Origin of the sequence: Streptomyces barringtoniae (assembly GCF_020819595.1) — a bacterium.
Classification (GTDB): domain Bacteria; phylum Actinomycetota; class Actinomycetes; order Streptomycetales; family Streptomycetaceae; genus Streptomyces; species Streptomyces barringtoniae.
The window spans coordinates 256900-273469 of sequence record NZ_JAJHNP010000011.1 but is presented as its reverse complement, the minus strand read 5'-3'; the positions used below and the strand labels follow the sequence as shown (position 1 = coordinate 273469).

Below are 16570 nucleotides of genomic sequence, written 5' to 3'. Positions count from 1 at the left end.
CGAACCGCCGACGACGGCTCCCCTCCCGGGGAGCCGTCGTATAGCCTCCCCCTACCCTTCCTCCGCGACGCACGGGCCGCATGGGACGGCATTGCGTATAGTTGCGCTATGAGCAACTACGCCGCAGATAGCGAAACAGCTGCACCGGCGGTGAGCGGGGTGCAGTCCGTCGACCGTGCCGTCAGCGTCCTGGAGATCCTCGCCCAGCGCGGCGAGGCGGGTGTCAGCGAGGTCGCCGCCGAGATCGACGTGCACAAGTCGACCGCGTTCCGTCTGCTCGGCGCGCTGGAGGCACGTGGTCTGGTCGAGCAGGCCGCGGAGCGCGGCAAGTACCGGCTCGGCTTCGGCATCGTACGCCTGGCCGGCGCGGTCACGGGCCGGCTCGACATCACACAGCAGGGCCGGGAGGTGTGCGAGCGGCTCAGCGAGGAGATCGGCGAGACCGTCAACATCGCCGTCCTCCAGGAGCACTACGCCGTCAACCTGTACCAGGTGCGCGGACCGGGCGCCGTCGGCACCCACAACTGGGTCGGGCAGCTCACCCCGGTGCATGCCACGTCCAGCGGCAAGATCCTGCTCGCACACCTGCCGGCGGAGGAGCGTGCCGAGGTGCTCGCGGCCTCCGGGCTGCAGAAGCACACCCCGCGCACCCTGACCGCCCGGACGAAGCTGGAGAAGAACCTCACCGAGGCGCGCGAACGCGGATACGCGGTGACGCTGGAGGAGCTCGAGATCGGGCTGCACGCCATGGCGGCCCCGATCCGTTCCCACCACGGCGAGGTCATCGCCGCCCTCAGCGCCTCCGGCCCCGCCTACCGCTTCACCGAGGAGCGAATCCACGAGCTGGCGCCCCTGCTGATCAAGGGTGCGGAGGAGATCAGCCACCGGATGGGCTACGCGGGCTGAGGCCCGTTCATCGACGTCGTCGTCGCAGTGGGCCTTCGCCCGCATCCCTGAACTCCCAGTTGTTCGTGCGCGGTCGCCGAAACCGGCCGGGGAACGGCGGTGCCGGGCCGGCTGTCCGCGTCTGCCCGGCACCTCCGAGTCGGCTCCGCCGCCCTGCCGGGCCGCTCACCGGTACTCGACGGCCGCGTCCAGGAGCCAGTCCGCCAGGTAGCCGGCGAAGGAGGAGCGCACCAGCACCCAGAAGCCGGCCCTGGGCTCGTCGCGGGCCACCAGGACGACCTGGGTGCGGGCCAGCGTCGTCTGGGCGCAGCGACCGGGGCCGAAGGCACGCGGGTGCAGGTCCAGCGCGCAGCCGTGGGCCAGCAGGTCGCGGGCGCGGGGCCCGGCGACCAGCAGGGTGGTGCGCTGGGCCGAGACGTCGGTGACGGAGACCGGTTCGTCCGCCGCCGCCGAGCGGATCCGGCTCTCCAGGTCCCGCTCGGTGCCCCGCCTGCCGACCACCAGCCATTCGTCGGGGCCAAGCCACACCGCGGTCACGTCCCCCGCGTGCACGACGGTGTTGGGTTCCAGGGGCAGTTGGAGTCCCAGGGCGAGTCCGACGGCGTCCGCCGCCGGGCCCTTGGCGTCGAGGCGGACGTTCACCTGGGCCAGGAAGGGGAGTTCGGCCAGGCGGATCGCGCCCCGGGAGGAGCGCGTCGCGGCGGCCAGGCGGTGGGCGGCGTCGGCCAGGGGGCTGCGCTGCCGTGCGGTCAGGGCGGTGTCAGCCATCGCGGCGGGCTCCCTCGGGGTCGTAGAGGACGGGGCTTGCGACGGTCACCGGGACCAGCCGGTCGCCGACGGGTGCGAAGAGACGGTCGCCGATCCGGTCCCGGCCGCCCTTGATCAGGGCCAGTGCGAAGGTCCGGCCGAGCGCCGCGCTCCGGTAGCTGGAGGTGACATGGCCGAGCATCGGCACGGGCGGGGCGGGCAGTTCGCCGTCGGCGACCAGGTGCGTGCCCTCCGGGAGGAAGACGGCCGGGTCCTCGGGGAGGAGCCCGACGAGGTGCTTGCGGTCGGGGCGGACGGTGTCGGGGCGGCCGTAGGAGCGCTTGCCGATGAAGTCGGGCTTCTTCTTCGACACCGCCCAGCCCATGCCGAGGTCCTGCGGGGTGACCGTGCCGTCGGTGTCCTGGCCGACGATCGGGTAGCCCTTCTCGGCGCGGAGGACGTGCATGGTCTCGGTGCCGTACGGGGTGATGCCGTACGGGGACCCGGCCTCGTACAGCGCCTCCCACAGGGCGAGGGCGTCCCACGGCGACACGTTGATCTCGTAGGCGAGTTCGCCGGAGAAGCTGATCCGGCACACGCGCGCGTCGAGGCCGGCGACGGTCGTGTCCCGCCACGCCATGAACGGGAAGTCCTCGTTGCTCACGGCCAGTTGGGGTGCGATCGAACCGAGCACCGCACGGGAGCGCGGGCCGACGAGGGCAACGGTGGCCCACTGCTCGGTGACCGAGGTGCAGTGGACCTGCAGTTCGGGCCACTCGGTCTGCAGCCACTCCTCCATCCAGTCCAGGACGGCCGCCGCGTTGCCGGTCGTGGTGGTGACCAGGAAGCGGTCCCGGGCGAGCCGGATGACCGTGCCGTCGTCGAAGACCATCCCGTCCAGGCGGCACATCACGCCGTAGCGGATCATGCCGACCTTCAGGGTGCTCATCATGTTGGTGTAGAGCAGGTCGAGGAAGAGCGCCGCGTCCGGGCCCTGCACGTCGATCTTGCCGAGGGTGGAGGCGTCCATGAAGGCCACGCCCTCGCGGGCGGCACGGCACTCGCGCAGCACGGCGGTCTCCATGTCCTCGCCGTCCTGGGGGTAGTACCAGGGCCGCTTCCACTGGCCGACGTTCTCGAACAGCGCGCCGTGCCCCACGTGCCACTCGTGCAGGGCCGTCGTACGGACCGGGTCGCTCAGCGCGCCACGGTCGCGACCCGCGAGGGCGGCGAAGGAGACCGGGGTGTACGGCGGCCGGAAGGTCGGCAGGCCGAGCGCCGAGATGTCCACGCCGAGGAGTTCGGCGACGACCCCGCTCGCCAGCACGCCGGCCGTCCTGCCCTGGTCGCCCCCGGTGCCGGCGGTGGTGTAGCGCTTGGTGTGCTCCACCGAGCGCAGGCCCGCGCCCGTCGCCCGCGCCAGGTCGTCGACCGTGACGTCGCGCTGGAGGTCGACGAACCGGGGGGCGCCGGTGCCGGTCGGGATGGTGAAGACCTGCGTGGGCGGGGTGTACGGCTGGGCGGCCACGGCCGGGAGGGCGGGTGTCCCGGCCGTGTAGCCCTCCGCCTCGACGGCCCGGGCGCCGGCCGCCGCGCCCTGTGCGAGGACCGCGGCGAGGCCGAAGGCACCGTTCGCGCTGCCCGCGACCTCCACCGCCTGACGGCCGCTGTCGGGCACGAACGTGCCGAGCACGTCGTCGTGACGGAGCTTGCCGCCCGACTGGCTGAACAGGTGCGCGACCGGGTTCCAGCCGCCGGAGACGAGGAGCAGGTCGACGGCGAACTCCCGCTGTCCGGTGGACTGCCCCTCTCCGGCGGACTCCCCGTACGGGGCCACCGTCACGGCGGTGAGGCGGGCCCCGCCCTCCGTGCCGGTGACCGCGTGCCCGGCCAGCACCTCGATCCCGGCGGACCGGGCACGCTCGGCCCACTCGCCCGGCTCGGGCCGGGTGTCGACGATCGCGGCGATGTCCACGCCCGCCGCCGCCAGGTCGAGTGCGGCGGCGTAGGCGCTGTCGTTGGTGGTGAACACGACCGCGTGCCGGCCGGGCAGCACGGCGTACCGGTGGAGGTAGGTCCGGGCGGAGGAGGCCAGCATCACGCCGGGACGGTCGTTGTCGCCGAACGCCAGCGAACGCTCGTGGGCGCCGGTCGCGAGGACCACGCGCCGCGCCCGGATCCGCCAGACCCGCTCGCGGGAGACGTTCGCCGGGGCATCGGCGCCGAGGTGGTTGGTGCGGTGCTCGACGGCGAGGAGGTGGTTGTCGTCGTAGTGGCCGAAGACGGTGGTGCGGCGCAGGACGCGCACCTCGGGGGCCGCTTCGAGCCGTGCGCGCGTCGCCAGGACCCAGTCGAGGTGCTCGCCGGTGCCGAGCAGGCTGCCGCCGGGCTCCGGCTGGTCGTCGGCGAGGATGACGCGTGCACCGGTGTGCGCTGCCGCCGCGGCGGCGGCCAGGCCGGCCGGGCCCGCGCCGACGACCAGGAGGTCGCAGTGTGCGTGTACGGCGTCGTAGCGGGCGGGGTCGGGTTCGGTGGCGAGCCGGCCCTGGCCCGGGAGGCTGCTCGCGACCAGGCCGTCGTAGAGCTCGACGGTCGTGGCGGGGAGCATGGGCTCGGGGAAGGGCTCCTCGATCTGGACGACCGCGTTGGGTTCCTCCACACCGGCCGAGAAGATGCCGCGGGGCCGGCCGAACCTGATGCTGGTGGCGGCCTGGATGACGCCGTTGGCCAGGAGGGCGGAGGCCAGGGTGTCGCCCCGGCGGCCCCGGTATGCGATGCCGTCGAAGGTGAAGGCGAGGGGGGCGTCCCGGTCGATTCGGCCGCCGGTGGGGGTGCGGAATGGTTCGGCCCCGCCGCCCCCACCCGTCCCGCCCTGAAGGGGCTCCGCCCCTTCGGCCCCGGGCCCTCCTTCGGCCTGATGGGCCTCGTCCTCGAACACCCCCAGAGGGCCTACCCCCGGACGGGCTGATACAGCCGAAGCCGGCTGAGAAGTCACCGGACGCGGCTCCACCGTCTCCGGACGCGACTCCCCCATCCTGTAAACGGCGAGGACCTCGTTGGTCGCCGTGTCCCGCACCGCGTTGAACCACCGGCGGCAGCCTGCCGCGTGGCTCCACCGCTCGGCGAACGGGCCCTTGGGGTTGTCGCGGAAGAACAGGTAGCGCGCCCACTCCGCGTCGCTGAGGGCGGCGGGGTCCTCGGGGTAGGGGACGTGGGCCTGGCCGCCGTAGTGGAACTCGGCCTCGTCACGGGGCCCGCACCACGGGCAGGGGATCAGCAGCATGGTTCGGCTCCCTAGTGGGCCACCGCGGCAGCGCCGTGCTCGTCGACGAGCGCGCCGGTGGTGAAACGGTCGAGCGAGAAGGGGGCGTTCAGGGCGTGCGGGGTGTCGTGGGCGATGGTGTGGGCGTAGACCCAGCCGACACCCGGGGTGGCCTTGAAACCGCCTGTCCCCCAGCCGCAGTTGAGATAGAGGTTGTCGACCGGGGTGAGGCCGACGATGGGCGAGGCGTCGGGGCTGACGTCGACGATGCCGCCCCAGGTGCGCAGCACGTGGGCGCGGGCGAAGACGGGGAAGAGTTCCAGGGCCGCCGACATCTGGTCCTCGATGATGTGGAACGCGCCGCGCTGGGTGTAGGAGTTGTAGGCGTCGATGCCGGCGCCCATCACCAGTTCGCCCTTGTGCGCCTGGCTGACGTACACATGGACGGCGTTGGACATCACCACGGTCGGGTGCACCGGCTCCAGGAGTTCGGAGACCAGGGCCTGCAACGGGTGGCTCTGCAGCGGCAGTTCGATGCCCGCCATGGCGGCCAGGACCGAGGTGTGGCCGGCCGAGCACAGGGCCACCTTGCCCGCGGCGATCGGGCCGAGCGTGGTCTGTACGCCGACCACCCGGCCGCCGGCCATGTCCAGGCCGGTGACCTCGCAGTTCTGGATGATGTCGATGCCGGCGGCGTCCGCTGAGCGGGCGAAGCCCCAGGCCACGTAGTCGTGCTTGGCGATGCCGGCGCGCGGCTGGTAGGTGCCGCCGAGGACCGGGTAGCGCACGTCGGGTGAGGTGTTGACGATCGGGCAGACCTCTTTGACCTGGTCGGCGTCGAGCCACTCGGCGTCGACGCCGTTGAGCCGGTTGGCCTCGACCCGGCGGACGCTGTCGCGGACGTCCTGCAGGCTGTGGGCGAGGTTCAGCACGCCGCGCTGGGAGAAGAGGATCGGGTAGTCGAGCTCCTCCTCCAGCCCCTCCCACAGCTTGAGCGCGTGCTCGTAGATGCCCGCGCTCTCGTCCCACAGGTAGTTGGAGCGGATGATCGTGGTGTTGCGGGCCATGTTGCCGCCCGCGAGCCAGCCCTTCTCCAGGACCGCGACGTTGGTGATGCCGTGGTTCTTCGCCAGGTAGTGGGCGGTGGCCAGACCGTGGCCGCCGCCGCCCACGATCACCACGTCGTACGACCGCTTGGGCGCGGGGGTGCGCCAGAGCCAGTCCGGGTGGTCGGGCAGGTCGGCGCCGGGGGTGCGGGGGCTCATCGGGCGTCTCCGTCGTGCGAGAGGTGCGGGTAGAGCGGGTGCTCGGCGGCCAGCGCCTCGGTGCGGGCGCGCAGGGCGGCCACGTCCGGCTCGGGCTGGAGGGCCAGCGCGATCACGTCGGCGACCTCGGCGAAGTCCGACTCGGTGAAGCCCCGGGTGGCGAGCGCCGGGGTGCCGATGCGCAGGCCGGAGGTGACCATGGGCGGGCGCGGGTCGAAGGGGACGGCGTTGCGGTTGACGGTGATGCCGATCCCGTGCAGCAGGTCCTCGGCCCGCTTGCCGTCGAGTTCGGAGTCCCGCAGGTCGACGAGGACCAGGTGGACGTCGGTGCCGCCGGTCAGCACCTTCACCCCGGCCGCGGCCGCGTCGGGCCGGGTGAGGCGTTCGGCGAGGATGCGGGCGCCTGCCAGGGTGCGGGCCTGGCGCTCGGCGAACTCGGGCGAGGCGGCGACCTTGAAGGAGACGGCCTTGGCGGCGATGACGTGCTCCAGCGGGCCTCCCTGCATGCCGGGGAAGACCGCCGAGTTGATCTTCTTGGCGAGGCCGGCGTCGTTGGTGAGAATGACTCCGCCGCGGGGCCCGCCGAGTGTCTTGTGCGTGGTGGTGGTGACCACGTGGGCGTGCGGGACGGGGCTCGGGTGCAGTCCGGCGGCGACCAGGCCCGCGAAGTGGGCCATGTCGACCATGAGGAGGGCACCGACCTCGTCGGCGATCCGGCGGAAGGCCGGGAAGTCCAGCTGTCTGGGGTACGCCGACCAGCCCGCGATGATCATCTTGGGCCGGTGCTCCTTGGCGAGCCGCTCCACCTCGTCCATGTCCACGAGGTTGTCCGCCTCGGAGACGTGGTACGGCACGACGTTGAGCATCTTGCCGCTGTAGTTGATGCGCATGCCGTGGGTGAGGTGGCCGCCGTGCGCGAGGTCGAGGCCGAGAATCGTGTCGCCGGGCTGGAGGAGGGCGAAGAACACGGCGGTGTTGGCCTGGGCGCCCGAGTGCGGCTGGACGTTGGCGTAGGCCGCCCCGAAGAGGGACTTCACGCGCTCTATGGCCAGGCGTTCGGTGACGTCGACGTGTTCGCAGCCGCCGTAGTAGCGACGGCCGGGGTAGCCCTCGGCGTACTTGTTGGTCGCGACCGAGCCCTGCGCCTCCATCACGGCCGTGGGCGCGAAGTTCTCGGAGGCGATCATCTCCAGGGTGGACTGCTGCCGGTGCAGCTCGGCGAGCAGGGCTTCGTGGACCTCGGGGTCAAGCTCCGCGAGGCGGGTGTTCAGGGCGTTCATACGGTGATCGCGTTCCTCTCGGCGGCCTCGACGACATTCGCGAGGAGCATCGCTCGGGTCATGGGGCCCACGCCGCCGGGCATCGGGGCGATCCGGCCGGCGACCTCGGCGGCCTCCGGGTGGATGTCGCCGACGAGCCCGTGCTCGGTGCGGGTGATGCCGACGTCCAGGACGGCCGCGCCGGGGCGCAGCATGTCCTTGGTGATCAGTCCGGGCGAGCCGGCCGCGGCGACGACGATGTCCGCCTCGCGCACGTGCCAGGCCAGGCCCTTGGTTCCGGTGTGGCACAGGGTGACGGTGGCGTTCTCGGAGCGGCGGGTGAGCAGCAGCCCGATGGGCCGTCCGACCGTGATGCCGCGGCCGACCACGCACACCCGGGCTCCGGCGATCGGTACGTCGTAGCGGCGGAGCAGTTCCACGATGCCGCGCGGGGTGCAGGGCAGCGGGGCGTCGACGCCGAGGACGAGGCGGCCGAGGTTGACCGGGTGGAGTCCGTCGGCGTCCTTGGCGGGGTCCATGCGGGCGAGGACGGCGTTGGCGTCCAGGTGACGCGGCAGCGGCAGCTGGACGATGTAGCCGGTGCAGGCGGGGTCGGCGTTGAGTTCGTCGACGACGTCCTCGACCTGTCGCTGGGTGGCGTCGGCGGGCAGTTCGCGGCGGAGGGAGGCGACGCCGACCTGCGCGCAGTCGCGGTGCTTGCCCGCGACGTAGGCGTGGCTGCCGGGGTCGTCGCCGACGAGGACGGTACCGAGGCCGGGCGGCCGGCCGGTCAGGGCGGTCAACTTGGCCACGCGCTCGGCGAGTTCACGGCGGATGGCGGCGGCGGTGGCCTTGCCGTCGAGGAGTTGTGCGGTCACCGGCGGTGCTCCTTGTCCAGGACTAGCCACGGAGGCGGGACATGGTCGGGTCGAACAGGGGCTCTTCGGCGACGACCGCCTCGACACGCTGGTCGAAGTAGCCGATGTGCACGGTCGTACCCGGTTCGGCCAGCTCGGCCGGGAGCCACGCGTAGGCGATGCCCTTGCCGATCGTGTAGCCGTACGCTGCGCTGGTGACGTAGCCGACGGCGCGGTCGCCGTCGTACACCGGCTCCTTGCCCATGACGACCGCCCGCGGATCGTCGATGGTGAGACAGCTCAGCCTGCGCCGCACGTCGGTCTTGCGCCGCTCCAGCGCGGCCTTGCCGATGAAGTCGCCCTTGTCGAGCTTGACGGCGAAGCCGACGCCGGCCTCGTAGGGGTCGTGCTCGTAGGTCATGTCGGTGCCGAAGGAGCGGTAACCCTTCTCCAGGCGGAGGCTGTTGAAGGCGCCCCGGCCGGCGATGACTCCGCCCAGCGGCTCGGCCGCGGCCCACAGGGTGTCCCACAGCTTCTGGCCCTGGTCGGCGGTGGTGTAGATCTCCCAGCCGAGCTCGCCGACGTACGACAGACGCATCGCCGTGACCGGCACGCTGCCGATGTAGGCGTGCTTGGCGCGGAAGTACTTCAGGCCCTCGTTGGAGAAGTCCGCGTCGGTGAGGGGCTGGAGGACCTCGCGGGCGAGCGGGCCCCACAGGCCGATGCAGCAGGTGCCGGCGGTGATGTCGCGGACCTGGACCGTCCCGTCCGCGGGCAGGTGGCGGGTGAACCAGTCGAGGTCCAGGTTGCCGTTGGCGCCGACCTGGAAGCGGTCGCGGGCGAGGCGGGCGACGGTGATGTCGCTGCGGATGCCGCCGTCGTGATCGAGGAGCAGCGTGTACGTCACCGAGCCGACGGACTTGGCGACCTTGCCGGTGACCAGGCCCTCCAGGAAGTCGGCGGCACCGGGGCCGCTGACTTCCAGGCGCTTGAGGGCGGTCATGTCGTACAGGGCGACCTTCTCGCGGGTGACCTGGGCCTCGGCACCGACGATGGGCGACCAGTAGCGGGCGGCCCAGTCGTTGGGGGTGGGGATGTCGCGGCCTTCGACCAGGGATGCGTTGGCCTCGTACCACTGGGGGCGCTCCCAGCCGTTCGCCTCCAGGAAGAACGCACCGTGTTGCTGCTGGCGGGCGTGGAAGGGGCTGGTGCGGATCGGGCGCGGGTCTCCGGTCGGCTGGAGGGGGTGGATGATGTCGTAGACCTCGACGAAGTTCTGGCAGTCGCGGGCGAGGACGTACTCCGGCGAGAGCTGGTGCGGCTCGAAGCGGTTGACGTCGCACTCGTGCAGGTCGAAGGAGGAGCAGTAGCCGTCGACCAGCCATTCGGCGACGGCGCGGCCGACGCCCGCGGAGTGGGTGACCCACACGGCCTCGGCGACCCAGAACCCCTTGACGTCCGGGGATTCGCCGAGCAGCGGGCAGCCGTCGGTGGTGAAAGAGAACAGGCCGTTGATGCCCTCCTCGACCTTTGCCTCCTTGGTCGCCGGCAGCAGCGACTGCGTCTCGGTCCAGGCGTCCTCGAAGTCCTCCTCGGTGAACTTCAGCACCGAGGGCATCTCCTCGGCCTCGTCCACGGAGAGGATGTCGTCGGCGGAGACCGGCATGGGGCGGTGGCCGTAGTAGCCGATGCCGAGGCCGTCGTAGCGGTCGCGGTAGTAGAGGTCGGCGTCCTGGTGGCGCAGGATCGGGCGGACGGCCTCCTCGGTCTGGCCGGCGAGGGCGGGGACCGGGCCGGTCCAGGCGAGCTGGTGGGCGAGCGGGGTGAGGGGCAGGTTCATCCCGACCATGCGGGCGATCTTCGGGCCCCAGATGCCGGCGCAGCACACGACGATGTCGGCTTCGATCTCGCCCTGGTCGGTGACCACTGCGGTGACGCGGCCCTCGCTCTGCCGGATGTCGAGGACCTCGTGGCGGGCGAGGAAGCGCACGCCGCGCCCGGTGGCCCGGCGGATCTGGGCCTCGATGGCGAGGACGGCCTTGGCGAGCCCGTCGGTGGGGACCAGGAGGCCGCCGAGGACCTTGTCGCGGTCGACCAGCGGGTGCTTCTCCACGCACTCGTCGGGGGTCAGCAGCCGCGCCTCGATGCCCCAGGCCGTGATCCAGCCGTGGCGGCGCCGGAGTTCGGCGAGCCGCTCGGGGCTGGTCGCCACCTCGAGGCCGCCGACCTGGAGGAAGCAGGGCTTGCCGTCCACGTCGAGGGAGCAGAACTTCTCGACGGTGTAGCGCGCCAGCTCGGTCATGGTCTTCGAGGCGTTCGTCTGGAAGACCAGGCCCGGGGCGTGCGAGGAGGAGCCTCCGGTGGCCGGGAGGGGGCCCTGGTCGACCACGGTCACTTCGGTCCAGCCGCGTGCGGAGATCTCGTCCGCCAGGGCCGCTCCCACGACACCCGCTCCGATGATCACCACTCGGGGTCCCGCCATCGCCCAACCTCCGAACTTGAGACCGGTTCAGTTGCTTGTTGCGCAACATAACTCAGGTTACGCAACTCAATGTGCCCGTCGTCGTGAGGGGTGTCAAGGGGTCGGTGACGTCGGAAAACGGCCCGGAGAACGGCCGGGAGGACGGCCCGGAGAACGGCAACGCCCGGCGGGCGGTGCGCATGCGTGCACACCGCCCGCCGGGCGTCCTCGGCCGGCCCCTTCCCGACCTTCCGCTACTTCAGCCAGGTGTCGACCTTGTCGCGGTTGGCGTCGACCCACTTCTTGGCCGCCGCGTCGTCCGACATCTTGTCCACGGCGATGTACTTGGCCACGGTGTTCTGGTCGTCGTTCGTCCAGTGGAAGTTCTTGACCAGCTTGTACGCGGGGCTGCCCGACTTGGCGAACTGTGCGCTGACGATCTTGTCCAGGTCGTAGACGGGATAGTCACAGGCCACCTTGGCCGCGTCGGCGTCGCAGCCCTTGGTGTACGCGGGCAGGTTGACCTTCACGAGCGGCACTTCCGACAGGAACCACTGCGGTTCGTAGAAGTAGCCGATCATCCATTGCTTGTTCTTCTCGGCGGTGCGGTAGGCCTGGATGAGCGCGGTCTCGCTGCCCGCGTACACCACCTTGAAGTTCAGCTTGAGGTTCTTCACCAGGGCGGCGTCGTTGGTGACGTACGACGGGTCGCCGTCGAGCAGCTGGCCCTTGCCGCCCGACTCGGAGGTCTTGAAGTTGTCGGCGTACTTGTCGAGGTTCTTCCAGTCGGTGATGTCCGGGTGCGCCTTGGCCAGCCACGGCGGCACGAACCAGCCGATGACGCCCTTGTTGCCGGTGGAGCCCGCTTCGACGGCGGTCTTCTGCCCGGCGATGTACTTCGCCTTCAGATCGTCATGGCCCCAGTTCTCCAGGACGGCGTCCACCTCGCCGGTCCCGAAGCCCTGCCAGGCGATCTCCTCCTTCAGGTCCTTCTTGTTGACCGTGCAGCCGAGGTCGTGCTGCGCCACGTAAGCGACGACCGCCGCGTCCGCCTCGTAGCCGACCCACGGGTTGACGGCCAGGTTGAAGCTGCCGCATTTCCCGCCCGAGGACTTCGAGCCCGCGGAGCTGCTGTCGCCGACCTTCGCCCCCGAGCAGGCCGTGAGGGTGAGGCCGAGGACGGCCAGGCCGGCCGCGCCGGCTCGCCAGTGTCTTGCCATGGTGTCGTGCTCCTTATGCCCTGGTGCGTCGCGCCGCAGCCTGCGTGATCCGGTCGAACATGACTCCCAGCAGTACGATGGCGAGCCCTGCCGCCAGCCCCTTTCCGTACAGCTGTCCCTGCGAGAATCCGGCCACGACGTCGTAGCCGAGGGCGCCTGCCCCTACCAGGCCGCCCACCACAACCATCGACAGCACATAGATCAGACCCTGGTTGGTCGCCAGGGTCAGGGCACTGCGTGCCATCGGCAGCTGGACCTTGGTGATGATCTGCCAGGTGTTGCACCCGGCGGAGGTGGCCGCCTCCACGGTGGACTCGGACACGTTCCGCACGCCGTCTGCGATGATCTTGATCGCGACGGGCGCCGCGTAGACGACGGCCGCGACGATCGCGGTGAAGCGAGTGGCACCGAAGAGGGCCAGGAACGGCACGAGATACACGAACGGCGGCATGACCTGTGCGGCGTCCAGGCTGGGCCGCACGATCCGGTCCACGAGTTGGCTGCGCCCCATCCACACACCGAAGACGACGCCGAACAGCATCACCAGCACGGTGGCCACGGCGGTGGAGGCGAGGGTCGTCATGCTGTCCGACCAGAGCCCGGTGCCGACGAGCAGCCCGACGCACACGGCGGCCGTCACCGCGGCAAGCCGGCCGCCGAGGACCGCGCCGAGCGCGACCAGGGTGACGCCGACGAGCCACCACGGGGAGTCCGTGAGCAGCGTCTGGAACGGGTTCAGCAGGCCGTTGGTGATCACGTCGCGGACGCCGTTGGTCAGCCCGGAGAGGTGGTCCTGCAGCCAGGTGGTCGTCGTGCCGGCCGCGCTCGCGATGTGGCTGCCGGTGCTGCCGCTGCCGGGGAACTCGGCCGCCCACACATAGGTGTGCGACAGGTAGACCAGGACGGCGGCCGCGATCCCGCCCGCCACCAGCAGCGGGCGGCGCCACTTCAGGAGGTGGCCGCCCGTGCGCCGGGCCGTCTCGGTGCGTGCGGCCGCCGCGGTGGTGACCCGGTCGAGCACGATGGCCATGACGACGATGGCCAGCCCTGCGTTGAAGGCCGTGCCGACATCGAGCGACTGCAGGGCCTGCACGACGGTCTTGCCGAGGCCGGGCGCGTCGATCAGGGCGGCGATGGTCACCATGGCCAGGGCGGCCATGATGGTCTGGTTGACGCCCATGACCACCGTGCGCTTCGACATGGGCAGCAGCACCTTCAGCAGTTGCTGCGTCCGTGTCGTGCCGAGCGAGTCGGCCGCCTCGACGGTGGTCTCGGGCACGGAGCGGATGGCGTGCGCGGTGATGCGGATGGCGGGCGGCGCCGCGTAGATCACCGTGGTGATCACGGCGGAAGCCCCGCCGATGAGGAAGATCAGGGTCAGCGGGGCGAGGTAGACGAAGGTCGGCATCGTCTGCATGAAGTCCAGGAAGGGCGTCATGATCCGGTTGAACCGGTCGGAGAGACCGGCCCACACACCCAGCGGGATGCCGATGAGCAGCGCCACGAGGACCGCCGACAGGGTCAGCGCGAGGGTGTCCATGCTCTCCTGCCACAGGCCCTGCAGCCCGAAGAAGGTGAAGCCCGCGACCGCCAGCAGCGCGACCCGCCAGTTGCCCACGGCCCAGGACACATAGCCGGTGAGTCCGACGACGCCGAGCCAGCCGATCTGCGGGACCGGGCGGCTGCCGGTGGGCTGGGAGATCAGGGACTGGACGAAGGTCACCAGGTTGTCGATGGCCAGCCGGATCTCGTTGAAGAAGTACAGGAAGAGCGGGTTGGAGTTGCGGTTGGCCCCGATGCTGTCGTTGAGGTCGTTGAGCCAGCGGTGCAGGCCGGTGAGGTCGGCCGCCGCGAGGGCGAGCGTCTGCCGGCCGCGCAGCACGGCGAAGAGCACCAGCCAGGCGAGCAGGATCGCCGCCACCACCATGGGGCGGCTGACCTTGTTGCGTATCGTCGCGACCGGCGCGGTCGCGTCGGCGACGGCCATCACGCACCGCCCTGCTGACCGGCGACGACGGAGAGGATCTCCTCGTCGCCGACGATGCCGAGCAACTTGCCGTTCTCCACGACCTTGACCGGCTTCTCGGCGGCCAGGACGGCCCGGGTGGCCTCGCGCACCACGACGTCCGGTCCCAGTTCGGGCCCGTCGAGGGCGTCGTCGGGCTCGGCGGGACGCATGATCCAGCGCAGGGTGAGGACGTCCCCGCGCGGTACGTCCTTCACGAAGTCCCGTACGTAGTCGTCGGCCGGGGCGCCGACCAGTTCGTCGCCGGTACCGCACTGGACCGTCCTGCCGTCGCGCATGATCAGGATGCGGTCGCCCAGCTTCAGGGCCTCGGACAGGTCGTGGGTGATGAACACCATGGTCTTGCCGACCTCGTGGTGCAGGCGGATGACCTCGCTCTGCATGTCACGGCGGATCAGCGGGTCGAGCGCGGAGAACGGCTCGTCGAAGAAGAGGACGTCCGGGTCGCCGGCGAGGGCGCGGGCGAGGCCCACGCGCTGCTGCATACCGCCGGAGAGCTGGTCGGGGTAGGAGTTCTCGTATCCGGCCAGGCCCACCAGTTCGACGGTCTCCAGGGCCTTCCTGGTGCGCTCGGCCCGGCCCATGCCGCGTATCTCCAGGCCGAACGCCACGTTGTCGACGACCTTGCGGTGCGGCAGCAGACCGAAGTGCTGGAAGACCATGGAGAACTTGCTGCGCCGCAGTTCGCGCAGCCGCCGGGCGTCGGCGCCCCGGATGTCCTCGCCTTCGAAGACGATCTCTCCGGCGGTGGGTTCGATCAGCCGGGTCAGACATCGCACCAGGGTGGACTTGCCGGAGCCGGACAGGCCCATGACGACGAAGACCTCGCCCGGCGACACCTCGAAGTCGACGTCACGCACGGCGGCGGTGCAGCCGGTGCGGTCCATGAGCTCGCGGCGCGTGAGTCCGCACAACTCCTCGGAGCCCGGCACCTCGTCGGCCTTCGGCCCGAACACCTTCCACAGCCGGCGCACGGAGATGACCGGGGTGCGGTCCTTGGGATCCTGGGACGTGTCGCGCCGCTGCGACACCTCGGTCTGTGCTGGGGTCATGATCGACCTCTTTCGGCGTTCAGCCGCGGAACCAGTGTTGCGGCCGGGGTTGGATGTTCTGCCAGACGTGCTTGGGCTCTCGGTACTCGTCCAGGCCGGTCGGTCCCAGCTCACGGCCCACGCCCGAGTGCCCGAAACCGCCCCATTCCGCCTGCGGCACATAGGGGTGGTAGTCGTTGATCCACACGGTGCCGTGGCGCAGCCTGCGGGCCACCCGCTGGGCCTTGCCCGCGTCCTGCGTCCAGACGGCGCCGGCGAGGCCGTACTCCGTGTCGTTGGCGATGCGGACGGCGTCGTCCTCGTCGCGGAAGCGCTCGACGGTGAGCACGGGCCCGAAGGACTCCTCGTGCACCACGCGCATGTCCTGCCGGCACTCGTCCAGGACGGTGGGCGGGTAGTAGAAGCCGTCCGCCAGCGCGGGGTCGTCGGGGCGTGTGCCGCCGCAGCGCAGTACGGCGCCCTCGGCGAGTCCCGCGGCGACGTACGCCTCGACCTTCTCGCGGTGCTGCGCCGAGATCAGCGCGCCGGTCTCGGCCTCGGGGTCGAAGGGTCCGCCGAGGCGGATCTGCCGGGCGCGGCGCACGACCTCGTCCACGAAGGCGTCGTGGACCGAGTCCTCGACGATCAGGCGGGCGCCGGCCGAGCAGACCTGCCCGGAGTGCAGGAAGACGGCGGTCAGCGCGAAGTCGACGGCCGTGGCGAAGTCGGCGTCGGCGAAGACCACGTTCGGGTTCTTGCCGCCGAGTTCCAGCGCGACCTTCTTCACCGTGGCCGCGGCGGTGGCCATGATGCGCCGCCCCGTCTGCAGGCCTCCGGTGAAGGACACCATGTCGACGGCCGGGTGCTCGGCGAGCGGCGCGCCCGCCTCGGCTCCGGCACCCAGCACCAGGTTGGCGGCGCCGGCCGGGAGCCCCGCCTCCTCCAGGGCCTTCATGAGCAGGATGGAGGTGGAGGGCGTGAGCTCGCTGGGCTTGAGGACGACGGTGTTCCCCGCGAGAAGAGCGGGAGCGACCTTCCAACTGGCCTGCAGCAGCGGGTAGTTCCAGGGAGTGATGAGTCCGCACACGCCGACGGGCTCGTAGGTGACCCGGCTGAGGGCGTCGTCGCGGCCGGTGTCGACCACCCGGCCGGAACTGGTGCCGGCGATGCCGCCGTAGTAGCGGAAGCAGGAGACGACGTCGGCGATGTCGTACTCGCTCTCGACCAGCCGCTTGCCGGTGTCGAGGGATTCGGCGCGGGCGAACTCCTTGGCGTCGCGCTCGAGGATGTCGGCGGTGCGCAGCAGCAGGGCGCCGCGCTCCCGCTCGGGGGTGCGGGGCCAGGGGCCTTCGTCGAAGGCGCGCCGGGCGGCGGAGATCGCCGCCTCGGTGTCGGGGCGGGTCGCCTCCGAGACCGTCGCGACGAGCGTGCCGTCCGCGGGACAGCGGATCTCCCGGTGGCCGCCGGCCACCGCAGCGCGCCATTCTCCGTCCACGTACAGATCTGCCACGGTCGCGCCCTTCGAAGGAGCTCGTT

At 71.3% G+C, this 16570-nt stretch carries 11 protein-coding genes; 1 reads left to right on the top strand and 10 read right to left on the bottom strand.

Features of this window, described 5'->3' with window-relative positions:
- Positions 1-108 precede the first annotated feature (108 nt).
- Entirely contained in the window at positions 109-906 is a 798-nt protein-coding gene (locus LMU33_RS22135) for an IclR family transcriptional regulator (protein WP_228622249.1), read from the top strand.
- A 165-nt stretch (positions 907-1071) separates the two neighbouring features.
- Here LMU33_RS22135 and LMU33_RS22130 read toward each other — a convergent pair whose 3' ends face one another.
- The 10 genes from LMU33_RS22130 to LMU33_RS22085 form a co-directional block, all read right to left on the bottom strand.
- Positions 1072-1674, bottom strand: coding sequence for a sarcosine oxidase subunit gamma (locus tag LMU33_RS22130; protein WP_228622248.1), 603 nt, complete (start codon positions 1672-1674; stop codon positions 1072-1074).
- Positions 1667-4936: a sarcosine oxidase subunit delta family protein gene (locus LMU33_RS22125; RefSeq protein ID WP_228622247.1), complete on the bottom strand. Its 3270-nt coding sequence runs from the start codon at positions 4934-4936 to the stop codon at positions 1667-1669. The genes LMU33_RS22130 and LMU33_RS22125 overlap by 8 nt, the downstream gene beginning before the upstream one ends.
- Before the next feature lie 11 nt (positions 4937-4947).
- The gene (locus LMU33_RS22120) at positions 4948-6180 is read right to left on the bottom strand and encodes a sarcosine oxidase subunit beta family protein (protein ID WP_228622246.1); all 1233 of its coding nucleotides are present in this window, start codon (positions 6178-6180) and stop codon (positions 4948-4950) included.
- Positions 6177-7460: a serine hydroxymethyltransferase gene (gene glyA, locus LMU33_RS22115; protein ID WP_228622245.1), complete on the bottom strand. Its 1284-nt coding sequence runs from the start codon at positions 7458-7460 to the stop codon at positions 6177-6179. The genes LMU33_RS22120 and glyA overlap by 4 nt, the downstream gene beginning before the upstream one ends.
- Complete coding sequence (locus tag LMU33_RS22110) at positions 7457-8317, bottom strand: bifunctional methylenetetrahydrofolate dehydrogenase/methenyltetrahydrofolate cyclohydrolase (protein ID WP_228622244.1); 861 nt, start codon at positions 8315-8317, stop codon at positions 7457-7459. The genes glyA and LMU33_RS22110 overlap by 4 nt, the downstream gene beginning before the upstream one ends.
- A gap of 22 nt (positions 8318-8339) precedes the next feature.
- Positions 8340-10778 (bottom strand): GcvT family protein, encoded by a 2439-nt coding sequence (locus LMU33_RS22105; RefSeq protein WP_228622243.1) that lies wholly within the window; start codon positions 10776-10778, stop codon positions 8340-8342.
- 233 nt (positions 10779-11011) lie between these two features.
- Positions 11012-11977 carry an ABC transporter substrate-binding protein gene (locus tag LMU33_RS22100; RefSeq protein WP_228622242.1) on the bottom strand — a complete coding sequence of 322 codons (966 nt, stop codon included), beginning with the start codon at positions 11975-11977 and terminating at the stop codon, positions 11012-11014.
- 13 nt (positions 11978-11990) lie between these two features.
- Positions 11991-13964, bottom strand: a complete 1974-nt coding sequence (locus LMU33_RS22095; protein WP_228622241.1) for an ABC transporter permease — start codon at positions 13962-13964, stop codon at positions 11991-11993.
- A complete protein-coding gene (locus LMU33_RS22090) occupies positions 13964-15055 on the bottom strand; it encodes a quaternary amine ABC transporter ATP-binding protein (protein ID WP_228622240.1) in 1092 nt (363 codons plus the stop codon). Before LMU33_RS22090 ends, LMU33_RS22095 begins: the two co-directional genes overlap by 1 nt.
- A gap of 19 nt (positions 15056-15074) precedes the next feature.
- On the bottom strand, positions 15075-16544 hold the full coding sequence (locus LMU33_RS22085) for an aldehyde dehydrogenase family protein (RefSeq protein ID WP_228622239.1): 1470 nt from the start codon (positions 16542-16544) through the stop codon (positions 15075-15077).
- Positions 16545-16570: the final 26 nt, after the last annotated feature.

Coding starts and splice junctions, on each gene's coding strand:
- LMU33_RS22100 (WP_228622242.1), bottom strand. CDS start 11,977: ATGGCAAGACACTGGCGAGCCGGCGCGGCCGGCCTGGCCGTCCTCGGC.
- LMU33_RS22090 (WP_228622240.1), bottom strand. CDS start 15,055: ATGACCCCAGCACAGACCGAGGTGTCGCAGCGGCGCGACACGTCCCAG.
- LMU33_RS22095 (WP_228622241.1), bottom strand. CDS start 13,964: ATGGCCGTCGCCGACGCGACCGCGCCGGTCGCGACGATACGCAACAAG.
- LMU33_RS22125 (WP_228622247.1), bottom strand. CDS start 4,936: ATGCTGCTGATCCCCTGCCCGTGGTGCGGGCCCCGTGACGAGGCCGAG.
- glyA (WP_228622245.1), bottom strand. CDS start 7,460: ATGAACGCCCTGAACACCCGCCTCGCGGAGCTTGACCCCGAGGTCCAC.
- LMU33_RS22105 (WP_228622243.1), bottom strand. CDS start 10,778: ATGGCGGGACCCCGAGTGGTGATCATCGGAGCGGGTGTCGTGGGAGCG.
- LMU33_RS22130 (WP_228622248.1), bottom strand. CDS start 1,674: ATGGCTGACACCGCCCTGACCGCACGGCAGCGCAGCCCCCTGGCCGAC.
- LMU33_RS22135 (WP_228622249.1), top strand. CDS start 109: ATGAGCAACTACGCCGCAGATAGCGAAACAGCTGCACCGGCGGTGAGC.
- LMU33_RS22120 (WP_228622246.1), bottom strand. CDS start 6,180: ATGAGCCCCCGCACCCCCGGCGCCGACCTGCCCGACCACCCGGACTGG.